17 protein-coding genes are annotated in these 15,695 nt (G+C 71.6%); 12 read left to right on the forward strand and 5 right to left on the reverse strand.

All coding sequences use genetic code 11. From position 1 onward, the window contains the following. Window positions 1–578 (forward strand): hypothetical protein (locus tag ACFDTC_RS01100; protein ID WP_375257016.1); only part of this gene is annotated, 578 nt, incomplete at its 5' end. A 4-nt stretch (window positions 579–582) separates the two neighbouring features. On the opposite strand, the gene ACFDTC_RS01105 is transcribed toward ACFDTC_RS01100, so the two are convergent. Next, a complete protein-coding gene (locus ACFDTC_RS01105) occupies window positions 583–1,299 on the reverse strand; it encodes an LrgB family protein (RefSeq protein WP_375257017.1) in 717 nt (238 codons plus the stop codon). Next, window positions 1,296–1,649, reverse strand: coding sequence for a CidA/LrgA family protein (locus tag ACFDTC_RS01110; RefSeq protein ID WP_375257018.1), 354 nt, complete (start codon window positions 1,647–1,649; stop codon window positions 1,296–1,298). Before ACFDTC_RS01110 ends, ACFDTC_RS01105 begins: the two co-directional genes overlap by 4 nt. 236 nt (window positions 1,650–1,885) lie before the next feature. Here ACFDTC_RS01110 and ACFDTC_RS01115 point away from each other — a divergent pair, with 236 nt between their 5' ends. From ACFDTC_RS01115 to ACFDTC_RS01140, 6 genes are all read left to right on the forward strand, one after another. Beyond that, window positions 1,886–3,589, forward strand: a complete 1,704-nt coding sequence (locus tag ACFDTC_RS01115; RefSeq protein ID WP_375257019.1) for an ABC transporter ATP-binding protein — start codon at window positions 1,886–1,888, stop codon at window positions 3,587–3,589. Window positions 3,590–3,673: 84 nt separating this feature from the next. Next, entirely contained in the window at window positions 3,674–4,474 is an 801-nt protein-coding gene (locus ACFDTC_RS01120) for an ABC transporter ATP-binding protein (protein WP_375257020.1), read from the forward strand. Beyond that, on the forward strand, window positions 4,471–5,451 hold the full coding sequence (locus tag ACFDTC_RS01125) for a FecCD family ABC transporter permease (RefSeq protein ID WP_375257021.1): 981 nt from the start codon (window positions 4,471–4,473) through the stop codon (window positions 5,449–5,451). The genes ACFDTC_RS01120 and ACFDTC_RS01125 overlap by 4 nt, the downstream gene beginning before the upstream one ends. After that, on the forward strand, window positions 5,448–6,494 hold the full coding sequence (locus tag ACFDTC_RS01130) for an iron ABC transporter permease (RefSeq protein WP_375257022.1): 1,047 nt from the start codon (window positions 5,448–5,450) through the stop codon (window positions 6,492–6,494). Before ACFDTC_RS01125 ends, ACFDTC_RS01130 begins: the two co-directional genes overlap by 4 nt. Beyond that, window positions 6,491–7,444, forward strand: coding sequence for an ABC transporter substrate-binding protein (locus tag ACFDTC_RS01135; RefSeq protein WP_375257023.1), 954 nt, complete (start codon window positions 6,491–6,493; stop codon window positions 7,442–7,444). The genes ACFDTC_RS01130 and ACFDTC_RS01135 overlap by 4 nt, the downstream gene beginning before the upstream one ends. Next, on the forward strand, window positions 7,441–8,031 hold the full coding sequence (locus tag ACFDTC_RS01140; RefSeq protein ID WP_375257024.1) for a hypothetical protein: 591 nt from the start codon (window positions 7,441–7,443) through the stop codon (window positions 8,029–8,031). Before ACFDTC_RS01135 ends, ACFDTC_RS01140 begins: the two co-directional genes overlap by 4 nt. A 63-nt stretch (window positions 8,032–8,094) precedes the next feature. On the opposite strand, the gene ACFDTC_RS01145 is transcribed toward ACFDTC_RS01140, so the two are convergent. Both ACFDTC_RS01145 and ACFDTC_RS01150 read right to left on the reverse strand, forming a co-directional pair. Then, window positions 8,095–10,227 (reverse strand): TonB-dependent siderophore receptor, encoded by a 2,133-nt coding sequence (locus tag ACFDTC_RS01145; protein WP_375257025.1) that lies wholly within the window; start codon window positions 10,225–10,227, stop codon window positions 8,095–8,097. Window positions 10,228–10,295: 68 nt separating this feature from the next. Beyond that, window positions 10,296–11,228 carry a helix-turn-helix domain-containing protein gene (locus ACFDTC_RS01150; RefSeq protein WP_375257026.1) on the reverse strand — a complete coding sequence of 311 codons (933 nt, stop codon included), beginning with the start codon at window positions 11,226–11,228 and terminating at the stop codon, window positions 10,296–10,298. A 225-nt stretch (window positions 11,229–11,453) separates the two neighbouring features. On the opposite strand from ACFDTC_RS01150, the gene ACFDTC_RS01155 reads away from it, so the two are divergent. The 5 genes from ACFDTC_RS01155 to ACFDTC_RS01175 are packed head-to-tail and all read left to right on the forward strand — an operon-like array spanning window position 11,454 to window position 14,415. After that, window positions 11,454–11,885, forward strand: a complete 432-nt coding sequence (locus tag ACFDTC_RS01155; RefSeq protein WP_375257027.1) for a hypothetical protein — start codon at window positions 11,454–11,456, stop codon at window positions 11,883–11,885. Continuing rightward, a complete protein-coding gene (locus ACFDTC_RS01160; protein WP_375257028.1) occupies window positions 11,882–12,532 on the forward strand; it encodes a MotA/TolQ/ExbB proton channel family protein in 651 nt (216 codons plus the stop codon). The genes ACFDTC_RS01155 and ACFDTC_RS01160 overlap by 4 nt, the downstream gene beginning before the upstream one ends. A gap of 25 nt (window positions 12,533–12,557) precedes the next feature. After that, the gene (locus ACFDTC_RS01165) at window positions 12,558–12,905 is read left to right on the forward strand and encodes a biopolymer transporter ExbD (RefSeq protein WP_375257029.1); all 348 of its coding nucleotides are present in this window, start codon (window positions 12,558–12,560) and stop codon (window positions 12,903–12,905) included. Next, a complete protein-coding gene (locus tag ACFDTC_RS01170) occupies window positions 12,902–13,303 on the forward strand; it encodes an ExbD/TolR family protein (RefSeq protein WP_375257030.1) in 402 nt (133 codons plus the stop codon). Before ACFDTC_RS01165 ends, ACFDTC_RS01170 begins: the two co-directional genes overlap by 4 nt. Beyond that, window positions 13,300–14,415 (forward strand): TonB family protein, encoded by a 1,116-nt coding sequence (locus tag ACFDTC_RS01175; protein WP_375257031.1) that lies wholly within the window; start codon window positions 13,300–13,302, stop codon window positions 14,413–14,415. The genes ACFDTC_RS01170 and ACFDTC_RS01175 overlap by 4 nt, the downstream gene beginning before the upstream one ends. 23 nt (window positions 14,416–14,438) lie before the next feature. On the opposite strand, the gene htpX is transcribed toward ACFDTC_RS01175, so the two are convergent. Beyond that, on the reverse strand, window positions 14,439–15,347 hold the full coding sequence (gene htpX / locus ACFDTC_RS01180) for a zinc metalloprotease HtpX (RefSeq protein WP_375257032.1): 909 nt from the start codon (window positions 15,345–15,347) through the stop codon (window positions 14,439–14,441). Between the last annotated feature and the right edge of the window lie 348 nt (window positions 15,348–15,695).

Consider the following 15,695-nt stretch of genomic DNA (forward strand, 5'->3'; position numbering starts at 1 on the left):
CGCGGGCGGATGTCTGCGATTTCCGCCCCTCGGCGCTGGCGGGATCGGCGGTCAAAGGCACGGCGTCCGTCGCCGCCGAGGGCGTGCGCGCGCTGGGCGCCTACACGCTGCAGAACCCGGTCAGCGGGGCGAGCATGATCTCGTCCGGTGTGGGCAGCGTGGCGGCGGCGGGCTCCGGCCTTGCGGGGTCGGCCGCGGCGATCGCCACGGCGCCGGTCACCATCGTGGTCGCGGGGGCCACCGCGGTGGCGCTGGGCGGCTACGAGGGCGTCTGCTACTTCCGCGCCGAGCGGATCACCGATCCGGACGAGATCCTGTACATCGTCGAAAACCTCGCCTCGAACTCGGACCCGACGATGTTCGCCGTGATCCCGGAAGGCGCCGAGTACACCACGCTGAAGGGCCGTCCGGCCGTCGCGGGCGAGACGAAGATCCGCGTCGCCTCGGAAGGGGTGGGGCCGTGGATCCTGGACGTGGACGACCTGTACATCGCCGACGGGGTGCTGATGCACCGCGAGCGGCTGCGCGACCGGGTGATCGGCAACGTGGCCCTGCAGGTGGTCGAGGCGGCGGAGTGAGCGCTCAGGTCAGCGCGCGCACCAGGAACGGCACGATCAGGCTGGTCAGAAGCGCGTTCAGCGCCATGCCGATGCCCGCGTAGGCGCCGGCCGTCTGGTTGACCTGGAAGGCGCGCGCCGTGCCGATGCCGTGCGCGGCGACGCCGACCGCGAAGCCGCGGGCGCGCCAGTCGCGGATGCGCAGCAGGTTCATCAGCGGGGTGACGATGACCGCGCCGAAGATGCCGGTCACGATCACGAACACCGCCGTCAGCGTCGGGATGCCGCCCACCGCCTCGGACACGCCCAGCGCGACGGGCGCGGTGGTCGACTTGGGCGCGAGCGACAGGACCAGGATCTCGGACAGGCCCAGCGCCTGCGACAGCAGCAGCACCGAGACCACGGCGACGACCGAGCCCATGATCAGCGCCAGCACGATCGGCGCGACCGAGCGGCGGATCGTGGCCCAGTTGTCGATCAGCGGGATCGCCAGCGACACGGTCGCCGGGCCCAGCAGGAAGTGGATGAACTGCGCGCCCTCGAAATAGGTCGGGTACTCGGTGCCGGTCAGGGCGAGGATCGGCGCGATGATGCAGACCGACAGCAGCACCGGGTTCGCGATCGGCGCCTGTTTCAGCGCGCGGGTGATCGACGAGGCGACGAGGTACGCGACCAGCGTCGCGGTGAGCCAGGTCAGCGGCGAGGCGGAGAGATAGCTCCAAAGGGCGCCGAGTTCGGTCATGGGGCGGGCCGGTCGGTGAACCGCCGCACGGCAAGGAACGTGCCCACGGCTGCCAGCATGGACAGGGCGGTCGAGAGGCCGAGAACGATCGACAGCGTCAGCCAGTCGGCGACGAGGATGTCGAGGTTGGCGACCACGCCGACCCCGGCGGGCACGAACAGCAGCGACAGGTTGGCGAGGATCACGCTGACGGTCGGGCGCAGCGCCTCGATCAGCGATGGCCGCAACGCGACCAGCACCAGCAGCAGCGCAAGGCCGGCGACGGGCCCGGGAATCGGCAGCCCGGCGCCGCGCATCGCGACCTCGCCGACCAGCTGACAGCCCAGAAGGAGGGCGAGGGCGAACAGCATGTCTGGGCTCCATCCGGCGGGGTTCGGCGCACGCTATCGGGGTGGCAGCGGCGATGGCAACAGGGCGGCGTGTGGATGGGGGCGCCGGGATGTCTCTTTGGCGACCGGATGGGCAGGGCGGCGCGCCGGTGGCGATGCGGGTGTGGCGCGCCTCTGGCGAGGATAAATTGGCGCGCCTCTGGCGACGATGGCGGGCGCGTGCTACCCGCATCGCACGCAAAAGCCGGCAGAAGCGCATGATCCGACAATTCGCCGAGTATTACCGCCCGTGGAAGGGCCTGTTCTGGCTCGACTTCGGCAGCGCCGTGGTGTCGGGGCTGATGGAGATCGCCTTTCCGCTGGCGATCAAGCTGTTCATCGACGTGCTGCTGCCGCGCGGCGACCTGACGCTGACGATCCTCGCCGCGGTCGGCCTGGTCCTGATCTACGCGTTCAACGCGGGGCTCACGGCGATCGTGACCTACTGGGGCCACATGCTGGGCATCAACATCGAGACCGAGATGCGCCGCCGTGCCTTCGACCAGCTGCAGCGGCTGTCGTTCTCGTATTTCGACAAGGTCCGCACCGGCAAGCTGGTGGCCCGCGTGACGCGCGACCTGGAAGAGATCGGCGAGGTCGCGCATCACGGCCCCGAGGACCTGTTCGTCGCGGTGATGACCTTCGTCGGCGCCTTCGTGATGATGCTGACGATCAACGTCGAACTGGCGCTGATCACTGCCGGGATCGTGCCGGTCTGCGTCGCCATCGTGATGGTCTTCGGCGGGCGGATGACGCGGACCTGGCGGTCGATCTACGCCCGCGTCGCCGACTTCAACGTGCGGCTGGAAGAGAACGTCGGCGGCATCCGCGTGGTGCAGGCCTTCGCCAACGAGGACCACGAGAAGACGCTGTTCGCCCGCGACAACGCGCGCTACCGCGACACCAAGCTGTCGGCCTACAAGGTGATGGCCGCGTCGACCACGCTCAACTACATGGGCATGCGCTTCGTGCAGGTCGCGGTGATGGTGGTGGGCGCGGTCTTCGTGCTGAACGGCGCGCTGACCACCGGCGGTTACGTCGCGTTCCTGCTGCTGGTCAGCCTGTTCTTCCGCCCGCTCGAGAAGATCGCCGCGGTGATCGAGCTCTATCCCCGCGGCATCGCCGGGTTCCGCCGCTATCTCGAGCTGATGGACCTGCGCCCTGACGTCGAGGATCGACCGGACGCGGCCGAGGCGCCCGCTTTCGAGGGGCGCGTGACCTTCGACGGCGTGACCTTCGGCTACGCCGCCGATCGGCCCGTGCTGGGCGAGGTGACGCTGGACGTGGCGCCGGGCGAGACGGTGGCCTTCGTCGGGCCGTCGGGAGCGGGCAAGACCTCGCTCCTGTCGCTGGTGCCGCGCTTCTACGAGCCGCAATCGGGGCGGATCCTGATCGACGGGCAGGACATCGCGGGGATGAGCCTGCGCTCGCTGCGGCGGCAGGTGGGCATCGTCAGCCAGGACGTGTTCCTGTTCGGCGGCACGCTGCGCGAGAACATCGCCTACGGCCGGCTGGACGCGACCGAGGACGAGATCCGCGACGCCGCCGCCAAGGCGCGGCTGTCCGAGATGATCGCCGACCTGCCCGAGGGGCTGGACACGGTGGTGGGCGAACGCGGCGTGACGCTGTCGGGCGGGCAGAAGCAGCGCGTGGCGATCGCGCGCATCTTCCTGCGCAACCCGCCGATCCTGATCCTGGACGAGGCGACCTCGGCGCTGGACACCGAGACCGAGCGCAAGATCCAGGCCTCGCTGGCGGAGTTGTCGCGCGGACGCACCACGCTGGTGATCGCGCACCGGCTGGCCACCGTGCGGGACGCCACGCGCATCGCGGTGATGGAGGCCGGGCGGATCACCGAGACCGGCACCCATGCCGAGCTGCTGGCACGCGGCGGGCGCTACGCGCGGCTCGCCGCCGCGTAGGCATTTCCCGCCGCGCGGGGTCTTGCGGGCGGCGCCGATGTCTGTGAAACCAATCCTGATAGAACTTATCGGGATTGTGCCGGCATGGAGACCAGCCCCCAGCCAGACGGCCGGATCGCCGTCCGCGGCCTGAGCGTGCGCCGCGGCGCGGTGCAGGCGTTGCGCGGCGTCGACCTCGACGTGGCGCCCAGTGCAATGACCGCGCTGCTGGGGCGCAACGGCTGCGGCAAGTCCACGCTGCTCAAGACCATCGCGCGCATCCTGCCCGCGGCCGGGGGCACGATCGAGATCGACGGCACGCCGCTTGATCGCTTGTCGCCCCGCGCGGCGGCGCGGCGCATGGCGCTGCTGCCGCAATCGCCGATCCTGCCCGAAGGGATGCGCGTGCGCGACCTGGTGGCGCAGGGCCGGCATCCGCATCGCGGGCTGGTACGCCACTGGTCGCCCGCCGACGACGCCGCGATCGCCGACGCGATGCAGGCGACCGACGTGGCGCAATTCGCCGACCGTCCGCTCGAGGCGCTGTCGGGCGGCCAGCGGCAGCGCTGCTGGATCGCGATGACGCTGGCGCAGGACACGCCGATCCTGCTGCTGGACGAGCCGACGACATATCTGGACCTGTCCGTGCAGCTCGAGATCATGGGCCTGCTCGCGCGGCTGGCGCGCGCGGGGCGCACGGTGCTGGTGGTCCTGCACGAGCTGAACCTGGCCGCCGCCTTCGCCGACCGGATCGTGATGATGCGCGACGGTCGGATCGATGCGGCGGGTCCGCCCGAGGCGGTGATCACCGCGCCGGTGCTGTCGCGCGTCTTCGGGCTGGACGCGCGGGTGATCGCCGACCCCGAGACCGGCCGCCCCGTCTGCCTGCCGCGGACGGCGGCATGAGCGCGCGGGCGCTGTTCTGGCCGGCCGGGCTGGGCCTGCTGCTGGTCGCGCTGGCCTGGCATCTCGGCGCCGGGGCGCATGCGGTGCCTGTGCGCTCGGTGATCCCGACGCTGCTGGCGGGCGGCGACAGCTACGAGGCCGCCGTGATCGCCGAGATCCGCCTGCCGCGCGCGCTGGGCGCGATGCTGGCGGGCGCCGCGCTGGCGGCGGCGGGCGCGCTGATGCAGGGCGCCACGCGCAACCCGCTGGCCGAGCCGGGGCTGTTCGGTCTGCTGGCAGGCGCCGCGCTTGCGGTTGTCGCGGGGCAGGGGGTGTTCGGCCTCGGCGCGCCGACGCTGTTGCCTTTGCTGGCCGCGGCGGGCGCGCTGGGCGGAGCGCTGATGGTCTGGGCCCTGACGGCTGCCGCGGGCGGTGGCGCGGGCATGCTGACGCCGGTGCTGGCCGGGGCGGCGGTGACGGCGTTCCTGGCGGCGCTGACGATGCTGCTGAACCTGCTCGACCAGCGCGGGTTCGAGGATCTGCGCATCTGGCTGTCGGGATCGCTGGCGGGCCTTCGGATGCCGGTGGTGGCGCTGGTGGCGCCCTGGGCGCTGGCCGGGCTGGTGGCGGCGCTGATCGCGGCGCCCAAGCTGACCGTGCTGTCGCTGGGCGACGAGGCCGCGCACGCGCTGGGCGTGCCGGTCGCGCGCATCCGCGCGCTGGCGCTGGCCGCCGTGGTCGTGCTGACGGCGAGCGCGGTCGCATTGGCCGGGCCGCTCGCCTTCGTCGGGCTGACCGTGCCGCACGCCGCGCGGCTGCTGATCGGCACGGACTATGCGCGGCTGCTGCCGGCGAGCGTGGTGCTGGGCGCGATCTACCTGCTGGCGGCCGACACGCTGGGGCGGACGGTGATCGCACCGGCCGAGGTCTCGACCGGGATCCTGACCGCGCTGGTGGGCGCGCCGGTCTTCGTGCTGCTGCTGCGAGCGCGGGCATGAGCGTGCTGCGCGCCTCGGGGATGGGCCATCGCGTGGCATTCGAGGTGCCTGCGCGCGGCGCCGCCATGCTGGCAGCGCTGGTCGGGGCGATCGGCGCGCTGCTGCTGGCGAGCCTCGCGCTGGGCAGCGCCGACGTGGGCCTGGGTGACGCGCTGGCGGCGCTGGTCGGCACCGCGTCCGAGCGGGCGGACCTGGTCGCGACCGAGTTCCGCCTGCCGCGCGCGCTGACCGCGCTGCTGGCGGGCGGGTTGCTGGCGCTGTCGGGCGCGCTGCTGCAGGGCACCACGCTGAACCCGCTGGCCGACCCCGCGCTGGTCGGCGTCAGCCAGGGCGCGGGGTTGGCGGTGATCGTGCTGGCGGTGCTGGTGCCGGCGGCGCCGGATGCGTGGCGCGCGCCGGCGGCGTTCGGTGGCGGCATGGCGGCCGCGGCGGCGATCCTGTGCCTGACGGGCATCCGCGCGGGCGGGGCGCAGACGCGGTTCCTGCTGACCGGCATCGGCCTTGCCGCCTTCCTGACCGCGATGACCACGGCGCTGCTGACCTACGGCCGCATCTCGGACGCGCACGAGGCGCTGGGCTGGCTGGCCGGGTCGGTGCGCTCGGCCTCTTGGGACGAGGTGCAGCGCAGCGCCCTGGCCACTGTCGCGGCGCTGGCGATCTGCGTTCTGGCCGCGCGGCCGCTGGCGGCGCTGCGGCTGGGCGACGATCTGGCCGCCAGCCTTGGTCACCGCGTGACTCGCGCGCGCACCGGGCTGCTTCTGGCGTCGGTCGCGCTGGCATCGGCGTCGGTGTCGGTCGTGGGACCGGTCGCCTTCGTCGGCCTGCTGGCGCCGCATGCCGCGCGGCGGCTGGCGCGCACCGGGCCGGGGCTGCACCTGGCGCTGACCTGGGCCGTGGGCGCGTGCCTGGCCGCCGGCGCCGACCTGGCCGGACGCACCGCGTTCGGTCCCGTGCAGGTGCCCGCCGGGCTGGTGACCGCGCTGGTCGGCGCGCCCTGTTTCGCCCTGCTCATGCTACGAACCCACCGCAAGGAGACGCCATGATCCGCACATCCCTTGTCGCCGCGCTCGGGCTGCTGGCCGTGCCGGCACTCGCGCAGGACTTTCCCCTGACCATCGATCACAAGTTCGGCGAGGCGGTCATCGACGAGGCCCCCGAGCGGGTGGCGAGCCTCGATTTCTCGGGCGCCGACGACCTGCTGGCGCTGGGCGTGCAGCCGGTGGCGCTGCGCCACTGGTACGGCGATTTCGAGGGCGCGCTTTGGCCCTGGGCCGCGCCCGCGCTGACGGGAGATCCGGTCGTGCTGCGCGGCGAAATCGACTACGAGAAGGTCGCCGCGTCCAATCCCGACGTGATCCTGGCGCTGTGGTCGGGCATCACCGAGGCCGATTACGAGCAACTGAGCCGCATCGCGCCGGTGGTGGCGGTGCCTGAGGGCGTCGGCGATTACGAGCTGCCGTGGGACGACCGCGCGCGCATCGCCGGCCGCGCGGTCGGGCGCGAGGACGAGGCCGAGGCGCAGATCGCCGCCATCGAGGACCGGCTTGCCGCCACCGCCGACGCGCATCCCGATTGGGACGGCAGGACCGCCAGCGTCGCCTATGCCCTCAGCGGTACGCCCGGGGCCTACACCTCGGCCGATATCCGGCCGCAGCTTCTGGCGCAGCTGGGGTTCGAGACACCGCCCGCCATCGACGCCGCAGCGTCCGCGGGCAACGCCTTCGCCGTCACGCTGAGCGAGGAGGCGCTGTCGACCCTCGACGCCGACGTGATCCTGTGGATCTCGACCGACGGCGACTTCGCGCCGGTCGAGGCGCTGGTGACGCGGCGATTCCTTGGGGCAACGAAAGGCGGGCACGAGGTCTTTGCCGGGCCGCTGCTGAGCGGGGCGCTGTCGCATGCGTCGCTGTTGAGCCTGCCATACGCGCTGGACCTGCTGGTCCCCGCGCTCGAGGCGGCGATGGCCGGCGACGGGCCGGTCGTGACCGAGTGAGCGTCGCCTTCACCCTGGCGACGACGGGCGCCGTCGCGGACGATCTGGTGGCGCTGAACGCGCGCGTGCTGCCGGGCATGACGCGGCGCGATCACGCGGCCTGGGTGATGAACGTGCTGGCGCATGTGGTGGGCCCGGTGCTGGCGCGCTGGGATGCCGAGGGCCGGTCGCTGGCCGCCGTCGGCGGCGAAGACGTCGCCCTGGTCGCGCGGGTGGTGCCCGAGGGGCGCGTGGATTTCGAGATCGCCGCGACCGCACCCCCGGTGACGGCGCCGGTGACCGCGCCCGCGGCAGCGATCGCGGTGGCGCGGCTGTTCGCGCCGTCGGTTAACGCGCTGGCCTATGGCGGACCGCTGGCACCGCGCGCGCTGTGGCGGATCGCGGGCGATGGCCTCGCCTGGGGCTGGATGCAGGCCGGACGGCCGGACCGCGCGCGCGACGTGCTTGGCCGCTACGGCGCACCCTTCGCCAACCGGCAGTTGCAAGTGGCCGCCGATCGCGTCGCCCGGCGCGGCGGCTGCTGCCGCTACCTGTCGGTCTCGGGCGAAACCTGCGCCAATTGCCCGCTGCGCAAGGATGCGGCGTAGCCCCGAAAACGAAGAAGGACGCCCCCGAAGAGGCGCCCTTTTCCCTGCTGTAGGGGTTTGCCCTCAGAATGACTTGGTCACGCCCAGGCTGACCACGCGGCCTTCGCCCTGCCAGCACGAGGACGTGCCGAAGGACGTCTGGCAGCTTGCGGTGTAGCGTTCGTCCGTCAGGTTGGTGACGTTGATATCCGCGGTCCAGTCGCGGGCGAAGTCCCAGGTCGCGCCGGCGTCCAGCAGCCAGCCGCCGTCGACGTCCAGCGTGTTGGCGTTGTCGGCGTAGCTGTCGCCGCGATACCGCGCGCTGGCGCGCAGTTCCAGTTCGGGGAAGGCCAGCGGCGTGTAGGCCACGTTCAGCGAGCCGAACTGCTCGATCACCGATTGCGGCGTCTTGCCCTCGATGGTCGGATCGTCGTCGAAGTCCACGATCTCGACGTCGAGGTTGGTGTACGCGGCGCCCAGCCGGACGCTGTCGCTGACCTGCCAGTCTGCCTCGATCTCGAACCCGCGCGAGCGCAGCGCGCCCAGGGTGCGGCTGTCGAAGGTGCCCGAGTTGACCAGCGACTGCGACACGTTCTCGCGCCGGATGTCGAAGGCCGAGAGCGTGATCAGCGACGCGTCGTTGGGCTGCCACTTCACGCCGACCTCGACCTGGCGGCCGGTTTCGGGGTCGGCATCCTCGGACGCGGCGCCCAGGGCCTGCGGGTTGAAATAGGTGCCGACGGTCGCGTAGGGCGTCACGTTTCCGATCTCGCGCGCCAGCGCCAGGCGCCAGGTGAAGGCGTCGTCCTGCCGGTCGAGGTCGGTGCCAAGTTCGTCGTCGAAGGACGACCAGACGGTGTCGTAGCGCGCGTTCACGGTGCCGATCCAGCCGTCGCCCCAGCGCACCTGGTCCTGCGCGTAAAGGCCGATCTGGTCCTGCACGCGCACGCCGTCGATGTAGGGAGAGCCGACCGCCGGCTGATCGTCGCCGTAATCCGGATCCTCGGGGTCGAGCGGCGTGCCGAAGGCGAAGGACTGCTCTTCGTCCAGCCGGTAGCGGCGCATGTCGAGGCCGACCAGCAGGTCGTGCGTCACGGCGCCGGTCGCCACCTCGCGGGTGAAGCGCAGGTCGTTCTGGGCGATCGTGGCATAGCTGTCATGCGCGAAGACGAAGCGCGACACGTCGGCGCCGGGCACGGGCACCTGCCCGCTGGTGAAGCCGTTGGGGTAGACGTAGAGCTCCTCGATATCGGCGTAGCCGAGGCGCAGCGTATCGGTCATCTGCCAACCGCCGACGTCGCGGCGGTAGATGCCGGTGGCGATCAGCTGCTCGCGCTCGTACGCGTCCGAATCCGGGTCGCCGCCGTTGTAGTAGTCGTCGAAATAGCCGAAGGGCGCTTCCTTCTCGGTCCCGAAATAGGGCAGGAACTGGCCGCCCACGTGGTCCTGGTCCATCTGGGTGTAGCTGAGATGCAGCGTCAGCTTGCCGCCGTCGTCGAACGCCTTGGTGGCGCCGCCGTAGACCGTGCCCTCGACCCCCGGATCGAACATGCCGTGGCCGTCCTGGCGCTGCAGCTTGCCGCCGACGCGGTACGACAGGTCGTCGCCGATCAGGCCGGCCGCCTCGCCCTGCACCCAGGCGCGGCCCTCGCTGTCGGCGCCGAAGGTCAAGGTGCGGCCTTCCGAGCCGTCGGGCAGCTTCGAGACATAGTTGACCACGCCGCCCGGGCTGGACGCGCCGTAGAGCATCGAGGCCGGGCCCTTCAGTACCTCGACCCGTTCGAGCAGGAACGGATCGACGTAGAACGTGCCGAACCCGTACGAGAACAGCGACAGCCCGTCCATGAACGCGCCGGTGTCGAACGAGTTGAAGCCGCGGATGTAAAACCAGTTGGTGTCGCTGTCATAGCCGTAAAGCTGCGCCTGCACGCCGGGCACGTCGCGCAGCACCTGGTCGACCTTGGCGGGGTTCTGACGCTCGAACGTCTCGCGGCCGACGACGCTGACCGATTGCGGCACCTCGGTGATCTCGGTCGCGGTCTTCATGCCCGACAGGGTGTTCGGATTGACGTCGTCGCCGACCGGCTCGGCGCCCTGTACCTCGAACGTGATCCGGCCGAGGTCGATCGCCTGCTCTTGCGCCAGGGCGGCCGGCGCCCCGGCCAGGATCGTCGTGGTGGCAAGCACCGCGCGTACGGCTGCGTTGCGTCGTGTCATCACTGTCCCCTTCGACATGGTTGTTGGCCGCGCGCACGCGAAGGCGCGGCGGCTTTTGATCCCGTCTGCTACGGAAGAAGCCGGGGGCTGTCTTGACTGAAACTGTCGGGAATTGTGCGATCCTGCTCCGGACCGTGCGTGCGCCGCCATGCGCCCGGGGTCTGGCCGACGACGGCGCCGAAGGCGCGGGTCAGGTGCGCCTGGTCCGCGAAACCCACCTCGGCCGCGACGTCGGCGATGCTGCGGGCGGGGTCGCGCAGCAACCGCTGCGCCGCCGTCACGCGCAACGCTTGCAGCGCACGGTGCGGGCTTTGCCCGCGGCTTTCGCGGAACGCATGGGCGAAGCGGCTTTCCGACAGGCCGACGGCTTCGGCCATCTCGGACACGGACAGGCGCCGGCGCATCTCGGCCCGCATCAGCGCGTCGACCTTGACCAACTGCCGTCCGGTCAGCCCGCCGCGAACCGGCAGCACGGCGGACAGTCCGGCCGCGGCGAAGACCCGCGCGGCCAGCGCGGTCGCCAGTGCGTCCCGCGCCAGCGCGGCGGCGCCGTCGCCGTCGAGATCCTGCGCCAGCAGCCGCGCGATCGCGGTCACGTCCGGCGCCTCGGGCAGGGCGACGGGGTGCGCCATCAGGTGGCCCGCGTCCAGCGCGCCGGCTTTGAGCCGCTGGCGCAAGGCCCCGGCGTCGAAATGCAGGTCGAGATGCGTCAGCCGCCCGCCGCGCGAAAAGCGCGAGCGCACCGCGACGCCCGCCGGCACGTAGGCCACGCGGACGGGGGCCTGCGCATCGAAGCCCGCACCGCCGAGCCGCAGGGTGCTTTCGCCCTCATCCAGCACGACGACGAATCGCGGATCGCGGGCGGTGTAGGCGCCGTGGCCGTCCTGCCCGACATCGACCCGCCACAGATCCGCGACGACGCCGTGCCAGCTGGCATAGACCAGCGGCGCTGCCGGCCGGATGCCGGACAGGAAAGAGGTCACGGCGGGACGAAAGCTCATCGGCCGACGAATTCCTGAATGTTTAAGTCAACAATATCTATTCCAGACCCGTGCAGCAGGTTCAATGGCCAAACCGTGACTGCGGAGCAACATTCCGACGGTTTTTATCGGCTATTGCCCTCCGCGGAAAAACGTGGTCCGAGTCGGCCAAGTCGCCTGCGCCAGCCAACACCCGTCAGCCACGCATATCGACTTCGCTTGAGACGAACCGAACGGGGACCCGACATGCACAGATTCAGAACCCTCGCGCTTGCCGCGGCGTGCGGCGCCGCGCTGGGTGCGCCCGCGCTGGCTCAGGACGAGGTGGGCGCGCGCCTGTCAATCGAGCTGAACGCCGCCGAGACCGAGGGCGAGGCCTGCAAGATGTCCTTCGTCGTCATCAACGGCCACGACACCGACATCGCCCAGGCGGTGTTCGAGACCGTGCTGTTCGACGCCGAGGGCCAGGTCGACCGGCTGACGCTGTTCGACTTCGGCGCGCTGCCGGCCGGGCGGACCCGCGTGCGGCAATTCGTGATCCCGGGCACGCCCTGCGACGGGCTCGGTCGCGTGCTGTTCAACGGCGCCGACACCTGCGAGGCCGAGACGCTGGGCGCGGATGCCTGCGAGGCCGACCTGCGGCTGGACAGCCGCGCCAGCATCGACGTGCTGGGATGATGGAGATGCCAGCCGCGCTGCAACGGATCGCCGACCTGGGCGGTCCCGTCGTCCTTCTTCTGATCGCCGTGTCCGTGGTGACGCTGGCGGTCGTGCTGTACAAATTCTGGCAGTTCAAGAGCGCCGGGGTCGGCCGCCACACCGCGCTGTCCGAGGCTGTCGCCGCCTGGGATCGCGGCGATCGCTCCGGGGCGCGCGCCGCGCTCGACCGCTCGACCAGCTACCTTGCGCCGGTGGTCGACATGGCGCTTGGCGCCGGACCCGGTGCCGCCACCCGCCTCGAGGCCGAGGCCGAGACACGCTTCGCCCGGCTGGAGCGGGGCCTGCGCTTTCTCGACACCGTCGCGCAGCTTGCGCCGCTGCTGGGCCTGTTCGGCACCGTGCTGGGCATGATCGAGGCGTTCCAGGCGCTGCAGGACGCGGGCGCGCAGGTCGACCCGTCGATCCTGGCCGGCGGCATCTGGGTCGCGCTTCTGACCACTGCCGTGGGCCTGGTGGTGGCGATGCCGACCGCCATCGCGCTCAGCTGGTTCGAGGCGCGGATGGATTCCGAGCGTGTCACCGCCGGCCGTGCGATCCACACGATCCTGTCGCCGCGCGGCCGGGCGCCGGCGCAGGATCCCGGCCTCGCCCCGGCCCATGCGTAAGATCCGCGCGCGGCGGCGGTTGTCCATGACGTCGCTGATCGACGTCATCTTCCTGCTGCTGTTGTTCTTCATGCTGACGTCGACCTTCTCGAAGTTCTCCGAGGTCGAGATCGCCGCCGCGGCACGCGGACCGGTCGGCAGCGATGACCGCCCGCCGCTGTTCCTGCAACTGGGCGCGAACGACATCCGCCTGAACGGCGACGCCGTGGCGCTGGACGCGCTGCCGGACGCGCTGGCGCCCGAGACGGCCGAGGCGCCGCGCGTACTGCTGGTCGCGCTGCGCTCTGGCGTGACGGCGCAGCGGCTGACCGACCTGCTGGTGGCGCTGCGCGGGGTGCCGAACCTGAGCCCGACCGTAATGGGGGCATCATGAGAGCAGCCCCCAAGCGCGCGACGCGCGAACCCACGATCGCGCTGATCAACATCGTCTTCCTGATGCTGGTCTTTTTCATGGTGGCGGGCACGCTGGCGGTGCCGCTGGACGGCGACCTGACCCTTGTCCAGACGCGCGACCTGGAAGGCCGGGCGCCGCCCGACGCGCTGGTGGTGCATCCCGACGGGCGGCTCAGCTATCGCGGAGACGCCGTGGCCTCGCCCGAAGCATACCTGGAGATGGCCGAGGCCACGACGATGCCGGGCGAGGACGGCCCGACCGTGCGGATCGTGCCCGACCGCGAACTCGACGCTTCCGAACTGGTGCGGATCGCGGGTGCCCTGCGCGCGGCTGGGGCCGCCCGCGTGCTGGTGGTGACCGAACGGGGGCTGAGATGAGCGGGCGCGGCGTGGCATCCTCGAACGCGGCGAAGCTGGTCGCGCTGGTGGCGGCGGGCGCGGTGCATGCGGGCCTCGCCTGGGCGCTCTACGTCGAGGAGACGCCGCAGATCGAAAGCGCGCAGGGCGCCGAGACCGCGCGGACCGGCAGCTTTGCCGACCTCGTTCAGGGGACGATGCAGGCCGAGGATGCCGCGGAGGTCGCCGAACCCGTCGCGCCGCAACCGATCGAGCCGCCCGCGCCCGAGGAGACGCCGCAAGACCGGCCCGAGGCGGCCGAGCGCCCCGAGGCCGAGGCTTTGCCGCGCGCCGAGGCAGAACCGGCGGACCAGGCGGCGCCAGTCACGACGGCGATCGCGCCGCCCGAGCGCGTGGCGGAACCGGTGCCCGAAGCGGCCCCGCGCCCGGACGCGCAGACCGCCCTGCTGCCGCAGCGGGCGGATGGTGTCTTGGCAGCCAGCCCGGACGCTGCCGAGCCGGTGGCGCCGGACGCGCTTGAGCCTGAACCGGTCGCGCCACGCGAGACCGCGCAGCCCGTGGCGCCCGAGCCGCTGGACCCTGTCGCGCCAGATGCCCCGGTCGAGACCGCAGAAGCGCCGCCGGAGACGGTCGTGTCCGCCGACCCCGACAGCGCCGCCCCGCCGCGGTCGCTGCGGCCGTCGCCGCGCACCGCCGAGATCGAGGAGCGCGCGAGGCCAGAGCCGCAGTCCCGCCCGGAGCCCGAACCCGAACGGCGCGCCGCGCGCGGCAACGCGGAGCAGAACGCGCGGTCGGGCGCCGCCGATGGCCAGCGCGAGGCGCAGGCCAGCCAGCAGGGCACTCGGCAGGGAACGGCGCAGCAATCCGGCAACGCTGCGGCCAGCAACTACTCGGGCGAGGTCATGGCGCGGATCAACCGGGCCGGCCGTCCACGGACGAATTACCGCGGGCAAAGCCATGTCAGCTTTACCATCGCGGATTCGGGCGGGCTGGCCGGTGCCCGCATCGTGCAAAGCTCGGGCACCAGTGCGCTGGACCGCGCCGCGCTTCAGGTGATCCAGCGCGCGGCCCCCTTCCCGCCACCGCCGCCGGGTGTCAGACGCACGTTCACGATCATGATCGAGTTCGACTGAGGCGCGAACGAGAGGAGCGACGCTCAGCCCCAGGGGCCCGAGCGGTCCGGTTCCGGACGGGCGCTCGGGCGCGTGCGCGGGATCGAGCTGCGGGTCGTCTGCGCCGCAAGCTCGCGCAGTGCGGCGATGCGGTTCTCGGTCGCCGGGTGGGTCGAGAAGAGGTTGTCGTGCTTATGCGCGTGCAGCGGATTGATGATGAACATGTGCGCCGTTGCGGGGTTACGCTCGGCCGCGTGGTTGTCGATCCGCGACGCGCCGGCCTGGATCTTCGCCAGCGCCGAGGCGAGCCACATGGGCTCTCCGCAGATCTCGGCGCCGGCCTTGTCGGCGGCGTATTCGCGCGTGCGGCTGATCGCCATCTGCACCAGCGCCGCGGCGAGCGGCGCGAGGATCATCATCGCCAGCGCGCCGACGATGCCGAGGCCGCCCTCGCGCCGGCCGCCGAAGAACAGCGCGAAGTTCGCCAGCATCGAGATCGCGCCGGCAAAGGTCGCGGTCACGGTCATGATGGCGGTGTCGTGGTTGCGGATATGCGCCAGCTCGTGCGCGACCACGCCGGCCAGCTCGTCACGCGTCAGCGTGCGCATGAGACCGGTCGTCACCGCGACTGCGGCGTTCTGGGGGTTGCGCCCCGTCGCGAAGGCGTTTGGCTGCGGCGTGTCGATGACGTAGACGGCGGGCATCGGCATGCCGGCGTTGCGTGCCAGTGCGGCGACCATCTCGGACAGGCCGGACCGGTCGTTCGCCCCCACGGGGCGGGCATTGTGCATCTTCAGCACCATGCGGTCGGAATTCCACCACGCGAACGCGTTCATCCCGGCCGCGAGCACGAAGGCGATCACGATCCCGCCGGTCCCGGCCAGCAGGTAGCCGATGCCGAGGAACAGCGCCGTCATGGCCGCCATCAGGATTCCGGTCTTCACGTACGACATGGCAAGATCCTTCGCGGGGTCGGGACGCAGCGCATATGGGGACGGGCAGCGGGATTCGCCAGAGAGGCGCGGCCGGCCTGCACGGCTGTAATCGCGGCAGGTCATAGGCCGGCTTGGCCAGCCGAGGCGGGCGGGGGCCGGAAACGCGCGCGTGCAGAACTGCGGAACTTACTTTAGTCTTTGGCAAATTGCCGTTACGCGGCGCCGAAAGCGAGGGGAATTGCCAGTGCCCGACCGATTTCTAGCACAGCGTGCCGCACTTGCGGACTTCAGCAACTTCGCGTTCCGGACTTCGGATCTGGACGCGCTGCTGACCCGCGCGGCCGAGCTCGTGTCGGAGGCGCTGGA

It is taken from the genome of Citreimonas sp. (genome assembly GCF_042096055.1).
In the GTDB taxonomy this organism is placed as follows: domain Bacteria; phylum Pseudomonadota; class Alphaproteobacteria; order Rhodobacterales; family Rhodobacteraceae; genus Citreimonas.